Origin of the sequence: Flavobacterium sp. LHD-85 (genome assembly GCF_030929595.1) — a bacterium.
In the GTDB taxonomy this organism is placed as follows: domain Bacteria; phylum Bacteroidota; class Bacteroidia; order Flavobacteriales; family Flavobacteriaceae; genus Flavobacterium.
Map to the genome: position 1 here is coordinate 237862 of NZ_JAVFVR010000008.1, position 18562 is coordinate 256423.

The 18562-nt window shown below is 35.4% G+C and carries 12 protein-coding genes; 2 read left to right on the forward strand and 10 right to left on the reverse strand.

Annotation, left to right across the window (positions count from 1 at the left end):
- Positions 1 to 34: 34 nt before the first annotated feature.
- On the reverse strand, positions 35 to 1807 hold the full coding sequence (locus RB618_RS15015) for a DNA mismatch repair protein (RefSeq protein ID WP_308069482.1): 1773 nt from the start codon (positions 1805 to 1807) through the stop codon (positions 35 to 37).
- Positions 1808 to 1869: 62 nt separating this feature from the next.
- The gene (locus RB618_RS15020; RefSeq protein ID WP_308069483.1) at positions 1870 to 2703 is read right to left on the reverse strand and encodes a universal stress protein; all 834 of its coding nucleotides are present in this window, start codon (positions 2701 to 2703) and stop codon (positions 1870 to 1872) included.
- A gap of 181 nt (positions 2704 to 2884) precedes the next feature.
- On the opposite strand from RB618_RS15020, the gene mnmE reads away from it, so the two are divergent.
- Positions 2885 to 4285: a tRNA uridine-5-carboxymethylaminomethyl(34) synthesis GTPase MnmE gene (gene mnmE / locus RB618_RS15025; protein ID WP_308069484.1), complete on the forward strand. Its 1401-nt coding sequence runs from the start codon at positions 2885 to 2887 to the stop codon at positions 4283 to 4285.
- 285 nt (positions 4286 to 4570) lie between these two features.
- Here mnmE and RB618_RS15030 read toward each other — a convergent pair whose 3' ends face one another.
- Positions 4571 to 5671 (reverse strand): PepSY-associated TM helix domain-containing protein, encoded by a 1101-nt coding sequence (locus RB618_RS15030; RefSeq protein ID WP_308069485.1) that lies wholly within the window; start codon positions 5669 to 5671, stop codon positions 4571 to 4573.
- Between the two features lie 277 nt (positions 5672 to 5948).
- On the opposite strand from RB618_RS15030, the gene RB618_RS15035 reads away from it, so the two are divergent.
- Entirely contained in the window at positions 5949 to 8282 is a 2334-nt protein-coding gene (locus RB618_RS15035; protein WP_308069486.1) for a TonB-dependent receptor, read from the forward strand.
- 50 nt (positions 8283 to 8332) lie between these two features.
- Here the strand turns inward: RB618_RS15035 and RB618_RS15040 are convergent, their stop codons facing one another.
- The 7 genes from RB618_RS15040 to RB618_RS15070 are packed head-to-tail and all read right to left on the reverse strand — an operon-like array spanning position 8333 to position 18558.
- Positions 8333 to 9721, reverse strand: coding sequence for an AMP-binding protein (locus RB618_RS15040; protein ID WP_308069487.1), 1389 nt, complete (start codon positions 9719 to 9721; stop codon positions 8333 to 8335).
- 14 nt (positions 9722 to 9735) lie between these two features.
- A complete protein-coding gene (locus RB618_RS15045) occupies positions 9736 to 9978 on the reverse strand; it encodes an acyl carrier protein (protein ID WP_308069488.1) in 243 nt (80 codons plus the stop codon).
- Between the two features lie 36 nt (positions 9979 to 10014).
- Positions 10015 to 11421 carry an MATE family efflux transporter gene (locus RB618_RS15050; RefSeq protein ID WP_308069489.1) on the reverse strand — a complete coding sequence of 469 codons (1407 nt, stop codon included), beginning with the start codon at positions 11419 to 11421 and terminating at the stop codon, positions 10015 to 10017.
- Positions 11418 to 13253, reverse strand: a complete 1836-nt coding sequence (locus RB618_RS15055; protein ID WP_308069490.1) for an IucA/IucC family protein — start codon at positions 13251 to 13253, stop codon at positions 11418 to 11420. The genes RB618_RS15050 and RB618_RS15055 overlap by 4 nt, the downstream gene beginning before the upstream one ends.
- Before the next feature lie 10 nt (positions 13254 to 13263).
- Entirely contained in the window at positions 13264 to 14604 is a 1341-nt protein-coding gene (locus tag RB618_RS15060; RefSeq protein WP_308069491.1) for a SidA/IucD/PvdA family monooxygenase, read from the reverse strand.
- 17 nt (positions 14605 to 14621) lie between these two features.
- Positions 14622 to 17063, reverse strand: a complete 2442-nt coding sequence (locus RB618_RS15065) for a GNAT family N-acetyltransferase (protein WP_308069492.1) — start codon at positions 17061 to 17063, stop codon at positions 14622 to 14624.
- Positions 17041 to 18558: an aspartate aminotransferase family protein gene (locus RB618_RS15070; RefSeq protein ID WP_308069493.1), complete on the reverse strand. Its 1518-nt coding sequence runs from the start codon at positions 18556 to 18558 to the stop codon at positions 17041 to 17043. Before RB618_RS15070 ends, RB618_RS15065 begins: the two co-directional genes overlap by 23 nt.
- Positions 18559 to 18562 lie beyond the last annotated feature (4 nt).

Genomic DNA, 18562 nt, shown 5'->3' on the forward strand with positions numbered 1-18562 from the left:
TTTTAAGGCATAGTAAATAATTCATAACTCATAATTAAATAACCCCCATTTTCTGCATCAAAAATGTAGCGCTTTTGTTTTTACAGATTCCGTTTCGGAGTTTGTAATCAAAATGTAAATCGTTGTTTTGAATCTCAACTTCGAAACATTGATTGGTCAAAATTTCAGGATATTCATTTGTCGTCAAACAAACTTCAATGTCGTGAGTTGCGATGGCACCGATGGCTTTTTTAGAAATTATTTTCTTTACCACTTCAATTGTTCCATTTCTTTTATCATCAGAATTTGTACCTCTTAAAATCTCATCTAATAAAACAAAAGCTGGTTGATTCTCAAGTTCATCCATAATCTGTTTTAAACGTTTAATTTCGGCAAAAAAGTAAGACTCACTATCTGATAAAGAATCAGATAATCGCATTGAAACTAATACTGGCAATGGATGCACTTTAGCTTCTGATGCACAAACTACTGACCCAATTCCGCTCAATACCATATTAACACCTAAACTTCTCAAAAACGTACTTTTTCCTGACATATTCGAACCAGTTAAAATCACAAAAGATTGTGGGTGAAATTGTGTATCGTTTCCAACTCTTGTTGCAGGATTGAGTAACGGATGGCTTAGATTTTTAAATTCGATTTTATAATCTGAATTGATTTCAGGAAAAACAAAATCTTCATTATTATAAGCTAGATTAGCTAGACTATTTAAAGCTTCAATTTCGCCAATGATAGAAACCCAATGATTCATTTCTGAAGCATAATCTTCTTTCCATTTTAAAAGTGCTTTTAAAACATGAAGATTGAATAAGAATGTTCCGTTGAATAACGTAGCAGTTACAAAGTTATTTATTGTATCCATTCTTGAAAATAGCTCCGAAAGCTGTTTTAAATGCTGGCTCGCTTTGGCATTCTTGAAATTCAATTGTTTTTGTAAATGGAGTAGCTTTTTAGATAGGAAAGACTCACGTTCAATTTTTTCAATCAATAAACTGTATTGTTTTATGATGTTAGCGACATTATCTGCTTTTGCTATTTCCGATTGAATTCTCTTTACGGCTCTTCCCAAAACAATTAAATTGGCAATAAAGACGTACGTTAAGTAAGAAAGAAGAATGGTTTTTGATGTAATAAAATAAGCTGCCAGAAAACCAAAAAACGTTACTGGAAGAATAAATGATAATGCAACTAAAACTTTAGGCAATGAATTATTTGTAAATGAAGTCCAATGTTTTATCGCTTCATAAGATTGCTTTGAATCTTGACTTAAAATTGCCAAAGACTGAAATTCCTGCCGCCAATCAATTTTGCTTTTTAATTCGTTTACAGCTTCCTGATTTTCTAAAATTTCTGTTTCAGGCAGCGTATGAAGCAATAATTCTGCGAGTGTTTTTTTTCCAATAAAAGAAGCGGTTCTGTTTAGATTTTGAAACAAAGAATGATCTCCAAAAATATCCAAATCGTAAGCATACGGATGATGAAAATCGATAAACTCAGCTCCGTTTTCAAAAGGTGTTTTTTCTCTTTTTAAGAAAGTAATTTCATTCTGATTAATTTTTAAAAGTGTTTCTGCAAGTAATCTTTGAAATGACACTCTCGAATGTATTCTCATAAAAAAAATAAAACCAGCAAAAGACAAAACAGCTAGAATAACATAAAGTATTTGATCTGTCTTGATGTAATAAAACATAAAAAACAAGAAAAGAAAAATACTTAATAACCGCAAAAGGCTTATGCTGTTGTATTTTTTGTTGGTTTTATTATAGAGTTCTGAATATTTTGCAACGTTGTCTGGATATGCTTTCATTCTATTATTTTGCTTGAGCTACAAATATAGCTTTTAAGTCACAAAATCATCAATATTGTTATTTAATCTTCGTGCATGACCAAAATAGGAATCGTCACTTCTTTGGCTATTTTTTTTGAAAAACTAGAGTCAAAAAGACTTTCAAAGAAAGAGCGTTTGTGCGTTATGGTCGTTAGAATATCAATGTCTTTATATAACACAAAGTCGAGGATGGTTTCTTTTACATCATCACTTGGCAGCACTAAAAACTCAACATTTTCTCCAGCGAATTCCTTTTCGAATTCTTTTCTGGCTTCTTCTGTAACATCAGAATTAGATGTTCTTACATATAAGCACTTAACTTTAGCATCAGTTTTTTTGGCAATCTTCAAAACTTTTTTTAGTTCTTTTTTGTCTTTTTCTCGGTATCGTGTGGTAAAACCAATTGTTTTAACCTTTTTGTATTTAGCATCGATCGGAATGCATAAAACTGGAACTTCAACTCCTGAAATGACAGATTCTGTATTTGAACCCGTGAAGAATTTTGTCCAATCAGAAGCGCTGTTGGTTCCCATAATCACAAAATCGACTTGGTCTTCTTCGACTGCGTTTTTAAGATTATAGATAAGATCACCATCCATTAAACGGTGTTTGATCACAATATCTTCTAAATTGCGTTCAGTAGCAATAGTTCGTAGTTTCGGAATTTCATCCTTAAACGTTTCAAATTTTGCTAGCTCGATTGAACTATAAATAGAAGCGTAATTCTCTGGAAAGAATTGGCTGTCGTAAACAGGAATCTCGAATGTATGAAGTAAGATTAATTCGGCGTTTACCACTTTAGCAAATTCTAAAGCATGGACAAATGCATTGGTAGCAGCATCAGAGAAATCAGTTGGGAATAATATCTTTTTCATAGTACTTAAGATTAAGGTTTGTCTCTCAAATTTACTCATTCTGCGAAGAAAACAACCTGATATTTATCAGTATTTTAACAATTAATAAATTATTAATCTTAATTAATTGGAAGATTTCTTATTTGAATGCTGCTGTATTGACACAGAAAAGAATTTGAGCGTTTTTTTATACCTTTGCAGCATGATAAATCAAGATTCTATAGTTGCTTTGGCTACGCCTTCGGGAGCTGGAGCTATCGCCATAATTCGTATTTCTGGAGCCGAGGCTATTACAATTGGTAATTCGGTTTTTAAATCTATTAAAAACAAAGATTTAACCAAGCAGAAAACGCATACTCTTCATTTAGGACATATTGTAGACGGAAGCAAAACGTTAGACGAAGTGTTGATTTCTGTATTTAAAGGCCCGAATTCATATACGGGAGAAGATACAATTGAAATCTCTTGTCACGGATCGACTTATATTCAGCAGCAGATTATTCAGTTATTGCTTCGAAATGGATGCCGAATGGCTGATGCTGGTGAATTTACATTGAGAGCTTTCTTAAACGGAAAACTAGATTTATCGCAGGCAGAAGCGGTGGCAGATTTGATTTCGTCAGATAATGAAGCTTCTCATCAAATCGCGATGCAGCAAATGCGTGGCGGATTCAGTAATGAAATCGCTAAACTTAGAGAAGAGCTTTTAAATTTTGCTTCTTTAATTGAATTGGAATTAGACTTTGCAGAAGAAGATGTAGAGTTTGCAGATAGAACGCAATTTCATGAATTATTAAATAGAATTGAATTTGTTTTAAAACGTTTAATCGATTCGTTTGCTGTTGGAAACGTAATTAAAAACGGAATTCCAGTTGCAATTGTTGGTGAACCGAATGTTGGGAAATCGACGTTATTGAATGCTTTATTAAACGAAGAACGGGCAATTGTTTCTGACATTGCCGGAACTACGCGCGATACCATTGAAGATGAATTGGTAATTGGGGGAATCGGATTTAGATTTATTGATACAGCTGGAATTCGTGATACTAAAGATGTTGTAGAAAGTATCGGAATCAAGAAAACCTTCGAAAAAATTGACCAAGCACAGGTTGTAATTTATTTGTTTGACGGATTAAAGTTTCAAACGTCAAGTTCTGAATTTGTAAATGAAATTGAACAGATCAAAAATAAATACCCACTAAAACCACTGCTTATTGTGGTGAATAAAAAAGACATTCTATCTGCAGAGGAAGTAGCAAATATTACCAATCAGTTAGAAAATTTAAATGCTAAACTGTTATTGATTTCGGCGAAAGAAAAAATAGGAGTGGAGGATTTAAAAAATGAATTATTGTCTTTTGTAAATACAGGAGCGCTTCGTAATAATGAAACAATTGTAACCAATACGAGACATTATGATTCGTTATTAAAAGCTTTAGATGAAATTCAGAAAGTAAAATTTGGTTTAGAATCGGGTCTTTCAAGCGATCTTATGGCGCTAGATATCCGCGAAGCTTTATATCAATTTGGATTGATTACAGGTCAGGTTTCTAATGATGAGTTGCTGGGGAATATTTTTGCTAATTTCTGCATCGGAAAGTAGAAGGCGCAAAGAAATCCAAAATAAAAACAAATAGAATAGTCAAAATGTTGGCAATTAACATTTTGGCTATTTTTTTATTCAATTGTTTTTTGGAATATTTAGGTGTTGTTTTGTTCAGATTTGTGCCCCATTTGTACCTTTTGCCATGCATCCCTATAAATGCTGGATAGTGAATTTCTGGAACTGGATCCCCGCATTGAGAATTTATTTAAGTCAAAAATTCAAAAGCTAGATGTGCCACGATGCAAGTGCCAATTGTTTACGATTATGTGGACATGGAACTATTCAGCTTCGTTTTTTTCGCAGCCATATTAAAAATCCTGTAACGGGAAGTGTCGCTGCAAGCAATGAAACCAGTAAGGCTAAAATTTTTGTCGGCAGACCGAATACGCTTCCGGTGTGAATTGGATAGATAAGACGTTTTAATTTGTCCCCATTAGAAAAAGATGAATATGGTCTTGCCTGAATATTCTCAGCAGTATATTTGTCAAAATAAGCTGCGCTTGATTGATGGGGAATAAGTCTTTCAGTGTTTTCTTTTAAAACCAAAATACTATTTATTGTATCGGCCGGCATTCTGATCTGTATATTTCCTTTATAGGGGAAGAAACTGTCAGATTGATTATAAATGCTCTGGTAAAAATCTGTTTTTAATAAACCGGGGTCTGTTTTTGTTGGATTTTCGATTTTAGCGGGAGGCCTTTTATTATTTCCGTCAGCAAGATAAAGCGCACCGTCTTGAAACCAGCTGAAGGCAAAAAATAATCCTGTTAATGAAATTATCAATAATATAAAAAAAGAATAGAATCCGACCGTTGAATGTAAATCCCATACCACTCTCTTAAAAGAGGCATTCCATTTTATTTTAAGCCTTTGTTTTAAGTTTTTCACTTTTTTAGGCCACCATAGTACTAGTCCTGAAATTAACATAAAAACAAAAATTAAGCAAGACGTTCCCATTATTATACCTCCAGTTTCCCCCATTAAGAGCTGTCTGTGTATTTCTAAAACAACGGCAAAAAATCTGCTTTTTTGAAGTGTTGATGCTTGGACCTTACCTGAATAGGGATTTACAGAAAACAGATAAACTTTTTTGTCTGCATCTTTTCCGAAAATTTGGATCGTGCGTGAAGGGTCGCTGAATGTGCTAATTCGGGTTATTTCTTGTACTCCATATTCTTTTTGCAGTATACCTACACAATAATCCAAGCTTTTTTTCTCGGTTCCAATTTCCGAAACATTGTAATAATCGGGATTAAGAGTGCCGTCAATTTCCTTTTCAAAAACTAAGAGACTGCCCGTTATTGCAGCAATAAAGATTATAATGCCCGAAGCTAGTCCAAGCCATAAATGCAGCAATCCGATTTTCTTTTTTAGTCCTTTCATTTAAAATTATGGTGTGAATTAAAATCTGTTTTTTGATTTAAAATCCGTACAAATTTATATTTATTTAGAATTAATAGAAATTATTTTAAAGGAAATTTTAAGAATTTCGAAATAAATAATCTGAAATGCCTAACGAAGCATAATTTTGATTCCGTTGATATTTAGTAAGTTTTAGGATTAAGTAAAGTATTTGCTTGTTAAACTAATATTAATTTATATTTTTGCATCGTTTTTATTTAGAATGAATAAAAACAGTACTAACCAAATTTATAATCAGATGAAATATTTTAGTTTAAAAGCATTACATTTCTTATTTATTTTTAGCTTTTTCTTTATAACTGTTTCTTATGCCCAACAGCATGGAAAAATTAATGGAAGAATAACCACCTCAGACGGTAAACCAGCATCAGAAGTAAATATTATTCTTAAAGATTCAAAATACAGTACTTTTACAAATGAAGACGGTTATTTTGAACTAAGCAGAATTAGAGAAAATAATTATACTCTCTTGGTATCTTTAACAGGCTACGAAACTTCTGAACAACAAGTTACTGTAGAGAATGGAAAAACTGCAACAGTAAATGTGGTGCTTAATGTCTCGAACAAAGAATTGGAGGAAGTGGTCATTAATAACAGAAAAAGCTTAATCTCAAAGAAGACTACTTATGTAGCCAGAATGCCACTTAAAAACATTGAAAATCCACAAGTCTATAATGTTATTCATAAAGAATTGATTCAGGAACAGGTTGTTATTGATATTGCTGGCGCTGTCAGAAATGCACCTGGGGTTGTGCCTGTAAATTTTCCTTCAGGTGGATTTGCTGTAATCTTTAGAGGATTTAGTGTGGGGATTAATTCAAGAAATGGGATGGAAACTCTTTCGGGGAGATCTTCTGTAGGGATTGCCAATGTGGAAAGAATTGAAGTGTTGAAAGGTCCATCTGGAACTTTATTTGGTTCATCAGCTTCTTCTTTTGGTGGGGTTGTCAATTTGGTTACCAAAAAACCTTTTGAAACTTCGGCTACGGAGGTGTCTTATACTGGAGGAAGTTTCAGCACCAACCGACTTACTGTAGATGTTAATACGCCTTTAACTAAAGATAAAAATGTTCTTTTCAGATTAAATGCAGCAGTAAACAGAGAAAAGAGCTTTTTAGACTACGGATTTAATAATACTTTGTCTTTCGCGCCAAGCATCACTTTTAAGGCTAATGAGAAACTTACATTTAACATTGATGCAGAATTGTTTAATGTTAATAACACAAGGCCATTGTATCCAGCTGTTACGGCAGCTTCAGGAATTAGCAATCCAAGCCAGATCAAACTCGATTATAAAAAATCGCTTGTACATGATGATGCCGATGCAAAAACATCGTCAGCAAAAGCATTTGTGCAAGCTGAATATCAAATTTCTGAGCGATGGAAATCGACTACTTTGTTTTCATATGTAAATGAAGATGTAGAGTACAGCTACCAAGTGTTGCCAACATGGACTTCTCCAACGACGGCTACGATTCGAGCTACTCTTTTTGGACCTATTTCAAGCAATTATACCAATATTCAGGAAAATATTAATGGTGAATTTACTACAGGAATTTTAAAGCATAAAATTTTAGCAGGTATCAATTACAGATATTATACCGACACATTTTCTTCTACGCCAACTCCAGCGGCTGCGTTTAGAACAATTGACGTAACAACTAATTTTACGCCAGTAAGAAGAAAAGATATTGATGCTGTGTTGCTTGCACCAGTGATTCGCGCAGGAAGAGACGAGTATACTTTCAGCGGATATGCTTCGTATGTTTTAGGAGTTTCAGACCGTTTATTTGCGATGGCAAGTCTTCGTTTTGATAACTTTGAAAGAAAAGATAGCGGTGCAGTACCAGGATACAACCAGAACTCGTTATCTCCAAAATTAGGACTTGTATACCAGATTTTGAAGGATCAGATTTCTATATTTGGAAATTACATGAACGGATTTCAGAATTTGGCGCCTGTTAACCAGCCAGATGGAAGTCAGTTAGTTTTAGATCCTTTGTATGCTAATCAGTATGAAGCGGGGGTAAAGGCAGAACTTTTCAATAAAAAATTAAGTACAACTTTCAGTTATTATAATATTACAAATGACAATGCTGTTATCAGACAGGCAGATCTTGTTTATCAGCAAGATGGGAAGCAGGTGAGTAAAGGAGTGGAGTTTGAACTTATTGCTAATCCTTTCCCAGGACTAGATATTACAGCAGGATACGCTTATAATGATAATAGAATTGTGAAAACAAGCGATGCCAATAAAGCAATTGAAGGAAATAAAGCGCAAGATGCTCCGGCAAATGTGGTAAACTTCTGGGCTTCGTATAAATTTCAAAATGCTTTAAAAGGTTTTGGTATCGGTGCAGGAGCTAATTATGTGGATAAAAGTTATATGTCTACGGCAAATACATTCTATATTCCGTCATATACCATTTTTAACCAAACTGTTTTTTACGAGCAGGCAAACTGGAGAATTGGTCTTAAGCTGAACAATATCACAAATGAAAAATATTGGAGTTCATGGGGAGCGCCACAGCCACCAGCTCACTTTTTAGTAAATTTAGCGTTTAAGTTTTAAATTAAAACGAGTAAATAAACGAAAGCCCCTCATTTATGAGGGGCTTTTTATTAAACCAGTATTTCAGATTCTAAAGTGCTTTTCAGCAGTGGATAATTGACTTTCCCGTTTGCTGTGAGCGGCACATCAGTAATGTGCACTGTTTTGATAGAACTTGAGTGCAGATTTAGTTTGGCTTTAAGAACCGTATGAATCAACTCTCTGGTCAAACTCTCATCTGTATACATTACGGCCAGATATTTATCATTTATTCCAAGGCAAATTACGGTCTGTCCTCCCAAAGCATCCTTTAGAAGAAGTTCTGTTTCGTCAAGATTGAATCGAACCCCAAATAACTTTACAATTCTTTTGATTCTGCCTATAATAAAGTAATAGCCTTCTTCATCTTTTCTAGCTTTATCGCCAGTGTACAGTTTTTCTTGCTTTTCAAAAAATTTAAGATCATCTCTGATATTAGCGTAACCTCCAAAAACATTCGGTCCGCTATAAATTAATTCCGAAGTTTCAGGATCAATCTCAAATTGCCCGTTTCTGACTGGTTTTCCAATAGAAGTTCCTTTTCTAAGAAGATCTTCTGGCGGCAGATAAGCCATACGACCGCAAGCTTCGGTTTGTCCATATTGCGCAAAGAATTTTTTGCCGAATTTTTCACTGAAAGATGCGATAGCTTCAATCAGCTTATTATTTAGCATTCCGCCAGTATGGGTTAAATATCTTAGCGAAGGATGATCTTTTCTAAAAAATCCGATACTGTAAAGCATCTCATAAAAATAAGGCACTCCTCCTAAAGTTGAAAATCCATACTTTTTGAAATCTTCCCAAAACTCCTTTTGAAAAGCATCCTTATCAGTGCATACAATTTCTTTTGCTTTAATGCAGTTTGTAGTAAAGATAGACAGTCCGTAAACAAAATTGATCGGAACATTTAAAGGCACAACATCTTCACTCTCAATAGGCATGTACTCCATAATTGATTTTGCATTTGCAACAAGATTTTCATCTGAAAGCCTCACAAATTTGGGAGAACCTGTAGTTCCCGAAGTGCTTAGAAGAAGCTTAATTTTTTCATGTATCGGATAAAGTATATTGGTATTTCTTTTAAATAATACAATCGTTTCTGAAGCATTCACAGCTGTGTAACCTTCAATTGAGCTGCGAGAAGGATCATAGATATAATAAGGCGTATATTTTTGCTCTAGATTTTCTTTGAAGTTCTCTAGCATTCCCATGCCTAATAGCGCAACTGTATATCTGCTTTGATAGAAGTTTAATAATGTTTCTACAGCAGGAAGCTGATTGTCATTATAAATAAAAACTACAGCACGCAGGTTTTCAATTTCCAGCGACTGATGCATTTCTTCAATAGATTTTGAAATGCCGGTGCTGGAATCTGTGAAGACCAGTTTTTCGTTTTTCCTAATTAAATTATATAGTTCCATATATCAAGCAGGTTCTAATTAATTTCGTATCCGTATTTTTTCAAGATGTCTCTAATTTTAGCTACACTGCCCATCTCCAGAATGTCTTCCATTTCGATAGAAATATTGTAAGTGCTTTCAAGTTCTTGAACTAAAACCAGATGGCTCATAGAGTCCCATTCAGATATAGATTGATATTCTAATTGATCGTTTATTTCTGCAACAGGAATTTCAAAAGCTCTTGCAAATGCACCGTGTAATTGTTCTATTGTATTCATTTTTTATGGTTTTAAATTAAATTTATTATTGAGTTATTAAACTTTAGTATGTTTCCATCCGCCTTTGCGGAAAACAGTTATGCAGGCAGCCGCCAGTACGATTTCTGATATAAGAATTGCAGAGAAAACGCCGTTTGATCCCAGTTTGAAAGAAATGCCCAAGGAGTAGGCAAGAGGAATCTGAACGATGTAAAACATCAAAATATATAGCCAAGTAACAGATTTTACCTCGCCGGCGGCATTCAGCGCTCGTGATATCACCATTGTATAGCCTAAAAGAATGTAAGCCATAGAAATAAAATGAATGTATCTTGTGCTGAAAGAAATAACTTCGGGATTGTCTGTAAATATTTTGACAACAGGAGTAGCCAGAAATATCCAAGAAATTCCAATTGAAATTAAGAAGACCATATTGAACATTCCCGCTCGCCAAACCGATTTTTCGGCTCTTTCAGGTTGTTTTGCTCCCAGATTTTGGCCAGTCAAAATTCCTGCTGCATTGCCCAGTCCCCACGCAGGCATGGTAGCAATGGAAGTTACTCGCTGAGCTAAAATGTATCCAGCAAGCGCATTGGCTCCAAAGTAGGACATAATTTTAATCATAATGACCCAGCTAGAAGCAGGAATAATAAATTGTACAGTTCCTCCAAATGCCAGTTTCACAACTCGTTTTAGAATTTCGATATTGACTAAAAGTTGCGCTTTTCCAATTCTCAGAATTGTTTTTCCTCGAACGAGATACCAAGCCTGATGCAGTACTCCGATTATGCGGGCAATTAAAGTTGCCAAACCGACACCAAGAAGACCATAAGCAGGAATAGGACCCCAGCCGAAAATAAAAACTGGACATAGAAGAATATTAACTGCATTTGAAAGCCAGAGTATTTTCATAGCGGTTGATGCATCGCCTGCACCGCGAAATATTCCGTTTACCACAATGCGAAGAATCAAAAATCCGCTTGACGCGAACATTAAAATACTGTACGATGTTCCCTGCTGAATCATAGCAGCTGATAGTCCCATGGCTTGCATGATTTCTGTCGCCCAAATAGAACAAACTAAGCTTATAAGTGCAGCAATCGGAACGGTTAAGTAAATAACTTGCATAGCTGTATTTCCCGCGGCTTTGAACTTTTTCTCTCCAACTCTTCTGGAGATCATAGCCGAGGCGGCAATACCCAAACCGATTGAAACTGAGTAACAAAAGGTTATAAAGGTAGTTGCTGCACCTGCAATTGAAATCGCGTCTGTGCCTAATCTGCTGACAAAAAACAGATTAGAACAAACAAATAAAGATTCCATCAAAAGTTCGGCAACCATTGGCACAGAAAGCAGAAAAATAGTTTTGTTTATGCTGCCCGACGTAAAATTGCTTTCGCTTCCTGCAAGTGAACGTTTTAAAAGATTGAAAAAAGAACGTGTCTTTAGAATTGCTTCTTTCATGCGTTTACTTTTTCTGTTATTACTTGCTGACTGACAAGCTGATGCAACGGATTTGGAATAAAACCGCTTTTTTTCATGTGCGGAAAACCAGCTGTTTCTTCATAACCATTGTACAAACGTCGGCTGTTGAAAATAAGACGTTTAAATTCAGGTATAAACAAATTATACTTATCAAACATATCTTTCAATTCAGGATGCTCCAGCTGATATTCAATAACAATTTCGTGTACGCAATTCCAAAAAGAAATTTCATCATAACCTGCAGAAGTAATCATCACATCGCTTAGATATCTGAAAAAAGCATCGAAAACCGCAATTAGTATGGTTAATGGCGCGTTCTCAGGATTTGGAGAGGCATTAAACATGTTTTCTATAAATTCCTGAGGCAATTTTTTCTTTCCTTCTTCATTAATCAGAATATCACCTGCAAAGTCTTGTAGAGCAATGCGCGTTGGAACATAATCCTTTAAAACCAGAATTACGTTCTGTCCATGCGGATCAATGCATAAAGAATGCTGATAATAAATCTGAAGTACAGGTTTTAGATACGCTCTCATGTATGCTTTTAGCCATTGTTCTGTTGTTAGGCCAGATTTTTCAATCAGTTCTTCTACCAGACTTTTTCCATGATCATCTACGTATAAAAGCGCGGCCATTGTCATTAAATTTTCTCCATACCTTAAAAAACTGACGGGACTCTCTCGCCATAAAACTCCCAAATATTCATTATACTGATAAGGGGGATTTTCAATTTTACTGTAATGTGGATGAGTATAAGAAGCTGTTACCATTTCGCCCAAAAGAATAACGTCCATTTTCTGCAAGTGATCGTCTTTCTTCAAAATGTCTTTCAAATAAGAAGTCAGACGGGGAGCGATAAACAGCTGTTTCGGGCATAGACCTCTAATGTGGCTTGTATTTAAAATTGATATGGAAGTCTTGACATAATGTTTTCGCGGACTGCTTTGATTGAAAAATGTACGGATGCTTTGCTGCTGACTGTAAATATCCTCTGTTTCTTCTAAAGCAATAAGATTCTTAGAGGCGATATCGCTTGCAAATTGCATCACAAGTTTATTCTGCCATTGCCATGAGTGGACAGGGATAAAAATATAATCATCAGGATTTACTCGTAATAGAGCCAGTTTATCTTTAAAATCTTTTATTTTTCCCGAACCGATTTCATTTTCATAAAATGACTGCTCGTCCATTTCTGGCTGAAGATGAATTTTTGCTCTTTTTTTATGAGCAGCAACCCATATCAATTTTGTTTTCTGGCCAGATTCAGGAGTATAGTTTTCATAATCCGAAGTATCAAAACCGATTCGGCCTTTGTTTACAATTACCCATGGATGTCCGTCAAGACTGTGTTCTATAGTTTGGAAATCAGCATCCGCTAATTTAGCGGCAGACAAACGGCGTTTCGAATGGATATAAGCATCGGCATATAGGGTGTGAAGCAGTTCTTCAACATAATGAGCAAGTGTAAAAGAGTTAATTTGAAAAGTCTGCTGCATTTCCATGAAAAAACTCGGCACATCAATATGATCTAACGGTATTTCGTTTTCAATCTTAACTATGCTTTCTTTTATAATATGCCAATAGTTTAAAAATCTTGGGTATGCCGTAAAGCGGTAATAAATATGCGCGCTATCTGTTCGCAATATAAAATGTGTCAAGCCATCTGCTTCAGTTCCTATTTTTTCTGGTTTTGCCACATCTTCGCGCATCAATTCTGAAATGCTTTTGGCTAGCAGATTTCGATTTACTTTGTCCCATGTAGAAGAGTTCAAATGTTTTGCCTCTTTAAATGTATTTTCTAAAAGTGTCATGCTTATCGGATTATTCGTTTATCAATTCCAAAATATTGGCCTTTGGCTGCTCAGATTGTGCTTTCTGTATGCCGAATTCCTGAAATGCAATGCGTCTTTCAACCTTATAAATTTCTCTTCCAGCCAGCTGATTGATAATGCAGGAGTTTCTATAAGCTCCCATTCCTAAATCTGGCGTAGAAAGTCCGTGAGTATGCAATTCAGCATTTTGAACGAAAATGTCAGTGCCTTCTTTATCAATGGTATAGTTGCGGTTTACATTAAATAAGCCATTTTCTAAACGCTGGATTTTGTTTTCGATAGCTGAAAGAATTGCAGGTTCTTTGTATTTGTAACCTGTAGCCATAACAAGGTAGTCCGTTTGATCATTAAAAGGTTCTTCTAGTTCGGTATGAGTAAAATGTAGGCGGTAAGAACCATCTGTTTCTTCATTTACGGAAGTCAGTTTTAGATTAGAACGCAGTTCCACATTTAAAGGTTTTCCATCCAAGCTCATTTCATAAAGACTGTCAAAGATTTCATTAATTAATTCCTGATCAATTCCTTTGTAAAGTCCATGCTGTCTGGATAGGAGCTGTTTGCGTTTTTCGTGAGAAAGGCTATGAAAATGATCTACATATTCTGGAGAAGTCAATTCCAAAGTCAGTTTCGATTTGTTATCCAAAGGGAAAAAATGTGAAGAACGCGTATACCATTTTAACTGCAGCCCATTCTGAGTTTCCGGAAGAAGATCGCGGAAAACTTCGGCAGCACTTTGCCCTGAACCAATAATTGTTACAGTTGAATTCTCACCAATTTTTGGTTTGAAATACAAATATTTTGAAGTGTGGATTACGTTAGGCAGCGCTTCCTGATTTATAAATTCAGGAATATGCGGAGAAGTGCCAGTTCCTAAAACAATTTTATGAGAATAAAAAGCTTCTGAGGTATTTGTCTTCGTATTAAGAACTACGATTTTATATACATCATTAACATAATCAATAGAAACAACTTTATGAGAAAACCTGCAATTTGATAATTTGGAAGCAACCCATTGGCAATATTGATTATACTCTTTTCTGAAAATAAAGAAGTTTTCACGAATGTAAAATCGGTACAAACGCCCACTTTCTTTGATGTAATTTAAGAAACTGTATTGGTTTGACGGATCTGCCATAGTGACTAAATCTGCTAAAAACGGAACTTGCAGCGATGCATTATCGAGCATAAGGCCAGGATGCCAGTCAAAGTTTTCTGACTGATCAAAAAATAAAGCTGATAATTCTTCAACTGGCTCAATTAGAGCAGCAAGCCCAAGATTAAAAGGCCCGATACCGATACCTATTACGGAATATATTTTTTCTGTATTCATGAAAATATTTTTAGGGATTAAAGTTGAGCTGCAGGAACTTCACTATTCTGAAAATCTTTAGCAGCGGGGAATTTTGCCCAATACCATTCTCTATAACAGAAGTTTAGATTGGCTTTTTTATGAGGCATTTCGATCACTTTTTCGATTTTGAAACCAACATGGGCTTTATTCATCATTGAAGCGATTGAATCTACAGATCCTTCTCCGACCATTTTACCGACTTTTGATTCTGATAGAACAAAATCCATCATCGATTGTGTTGCAGGAGAGCCGTATTTTAGTTTAGGATCGGTTGGCGCGATAAATTGATGGGTTCCATAATCAGAAGGAAGAACATCATAATAATTTCCAACAATGTCTCGGCTTGCCCAATAAATTTCAATATTAAAAGTCGGAACGCCGTTTGCTTCGCCTATAAAACTGTGCGAATGATCTCCAGGCAATAGCATTCTGTAATAGGCTTCCAACTCGCGAAGCGGCCAGTTCATCTGCCAGATTTTTAAAGCATGCTCGCGATGAAACCATTCGTGCAGCATTTCTAAATCTTTGTCTAGATCTACAGGACGCAATGTTATCGTTACATTTTCTTTTTCGAAAAAGCGCTTAAAAACGTTTCCGTTTTCTCTAGGATTGATAAGTTTTTTTGAGAAAAAATGTTTGTTAAGCGGGTTTGGAAATGATTTATAAACCGCAGGATTTGTTCTCGGCGCACTTGCTTCGTCCATATTATTGAGACTGGTTAGCAGATTTCCTTTCACTACTAATTTCACACTATTGGTAAAATGTGAAATCATGCCTGTAGTATCCAACTCTTCTTCTTTTTTTAGAGCCTGATAAAGAAGTTCAAGCAATGTAGTTTCGTCAGCTAGTTTGTTGCTTCCTAAAATGTTTACAATTCCAAACAGATGATTTACCAAAAGATAATATCCCCAGAAATCAATAATTCGTTTCTCAGCAATAAAAGACCTGCTTTCTTCTCCAAAATTCGGAATCAATTTCTCCAGTTCCGGTACTTTTCCTTGTCTAAAAAAATAACCCTGATTATCTCTAAAATACAGTTTTGATGGAAAAAGGTTATCGTCAAATTCTACCAGCACATTTTGCTGATGAAATTCTGACCCAAAACCATATTTGTTAAAAATGCCAACCAATGGAGCAATTGTAATATTTAAATATTGCTTGAACCAGGAAATAGCAGTTTCTGCTGGAGAAGCATTTGTTCTTTTTGCAGCCTCATTGATTACATTATGAATTCTTGCAGGTTCGCCAAGAAATCCTTCTTGACTGAGAGAAGCAGCCATAGAAACATTTTTCGAAGCAGCAGTTCCGCTAAAAGGATTTTCTCGAATACTCGTGCTAAAGCCTTCAATAATTTGATCATTATAAGTTACAGCAATAAAAGCAGGATCTGTAATAAGTTGAATTTGAGGATATTCTTTTTGAATATCTTTTCCCCAATCTGTTTTCATTAGTCTGGCTGCATCATAACCGCGGTTCAATTCATGCAGGTAATTGACACGGAAGGAATTAGTAATTTTTACATGTAAAGAGAATTTATACATCCATTTGCTTTGAGCGTTGTAAACTGTTCGAACAGATGAAGTTGCAGTATAATCAGGACCCAATTGACCTAAATCAAAAAGCAGTTTTTTAGCTTCCATCTCTTTGACTTCAGGAAGATCCATTAAATAGGAAGCTTCCCAAGGATGAACAGGAACTACTTTAAAATCAGGATATAAAGTCAGAAGTTCTTCTGCATTTTTACTGTTATATTTTGAAATTTCTTTTCGAAGATAATCCGTTGGAAGATCATCGGCAGCGCTTTTTTCAATTACATTTTCTGGGTGAATAAGAAAAAAATGCAACGGAAAATTTCCTCTGGTTTCAGGAGAATATTGAATCAATTCTTCTTTGCTAAATCCTTCTCTGCTTTTTGGCAGCGGGTGTACACTGTGTCCTAAAATTAAAGATTGTTCAGCCTCTATAAAACTCATTTCAGGACTATTAGCACTGAAACCATTCTCTTTATGATACTCCAGATATAAAGCTAGATTGGAAATGCTATTTTCCATACGTTGCTGTGTTGAATTTGCATCGGCATCAGGATATTCTTCTTTAGAAGAAAGTGTGGCAAACCCAGCAAACTCCATCGGATTTATTTCTCTGAATGTATCTGTAGCAAGATCGCGAGATACAATTGGAAAAATAAAAGCATGGACACCGCTTTCTGAAAAGTAGGCTAAAGGAGCAAAAACTTCTTGTCCGATTGAAGAAAAATCAAATCTCAAAAATGAAGAATGATTAATGGTTTGCATGAAATCAGCTAGAGCAGGATCATACTTAGGGATACCTTCATAACGGCTCCAGTTGCTAAATTCTCTGCAATAACAATTCAGCAGAGACTTAAAGTTTACTTGTTCAGCAAGCTGTTGATAATTAGTTAAGTCTGTGGTATTCATTTCCGTTTTGTTTTATTTGATTAAGAATATTTTTTATGTCATTTACAGTAGTCAGCGGGTTAAAAATGGTAAACTTTAAAAAGAATTTACCGTTTACTTTTGTACTGGCTACTAATACATCTCCGCTGAAGAAAAGTTTTTCTTTGATGTATTTATTCACTTCGCAAGAATTAGATTCAGCAGGACCGTCCAGATAACGGAACACTAAAACTCCCATATCAGAGTGGCATAAAAGTTCAAAGTTTTCATCAGATTCAATCAAAGCTGCGGTTTTCTGTGCGGTATCAATAATCGTATCAGTATATTGTCCCAGTTTTTCTCTGCCTAGATAACGAAGCGTAAACCATAGTTTAAGAGCATCAAAACGACGCGTACTCTGAATAATTGATTTATTGATTTGTGCAGGAAGCGCATCGTAATCCTGTTCTTTAGGATTTAAATAATCGGCGTGATGCTTGATAATATTTAAATGCAATTTGTTTTTTACGATGAATGCGCTGCTGCTGATGGGCTGGAAAAAAGATTTATGGTAATCAATAGTCACAGAATCAGCTAGCTCAATTCCTCTTAAAAGATGCTTGTGAGTATCGGTCAATAGGAGTCCGCAACCATAAGCGGCATCTACATGAAGCCAAATGTTATGGCGTTTCGCTATGGCGGCAATCGGCTGAAGCGGATCAATATTTCCAAAATCTGTTGTGCCTGCAGTAGCCGTAATAGCAATTGGAATATTACCTTTTTGTATTTCTGAAGCAATGGCTCTTTCCAATTTTTCAGGATCCATTCGGTATCTTTCGTCAACATCGACGTGAACGACAGCCTGTTCGCCCAATCCTAAAATCCAAGAGTTTTTATGGTTGCTGAAATGTGCTTTATCTGAAACAAAAACTCTAAATTTTGAAGAATCAGCAGGAAGTCCATCAAGTTTGATATTCCATTTCTGATATTCCAAAGCATAATAATCTCTCGCCAGAAGCAGTCCCATTAAGTTACTTTGCGATCCTCCTGCAGTAAAGATTCCATCACCATTTTGATAGCCAATCTGTTCGCTTGTCCAATCGATTAGTTTTCTTTCTATAAAAGTGCCTCCAGCGCTTTGGTCATACGTATCTTGTGAAGAGTTAATGGCACTTATTAATACTTCAGCAGCAAGTGCTGGTATAACAACAGGACAGTTTAAGTGTGCAATGTATTCAGGAAGATGATAAGCTGTGGCATGTTTGACGTAGATTTCATCAACTTCATCAAAAAGGCTCTGATAATCTGGAAGTGGTTCATCAAGATCAATTGCCTCAACCATACGCTTCATTTCATCAGGTCTGATGCCAGTGAAAGGCTTTGTGTTATTTTTTAAAAAACTACTGACTCTTTCTTGTGCCAATTTTACAGCAGACCCGTATTCTTTGTCGGAGTGCTGGCTGAAAATGTCTTTGAAAATTTCCGGTTTAGGAAGTAGGGTTTTAGATTCCTGTGTGGTATTTACCGTATTGTTCATAATT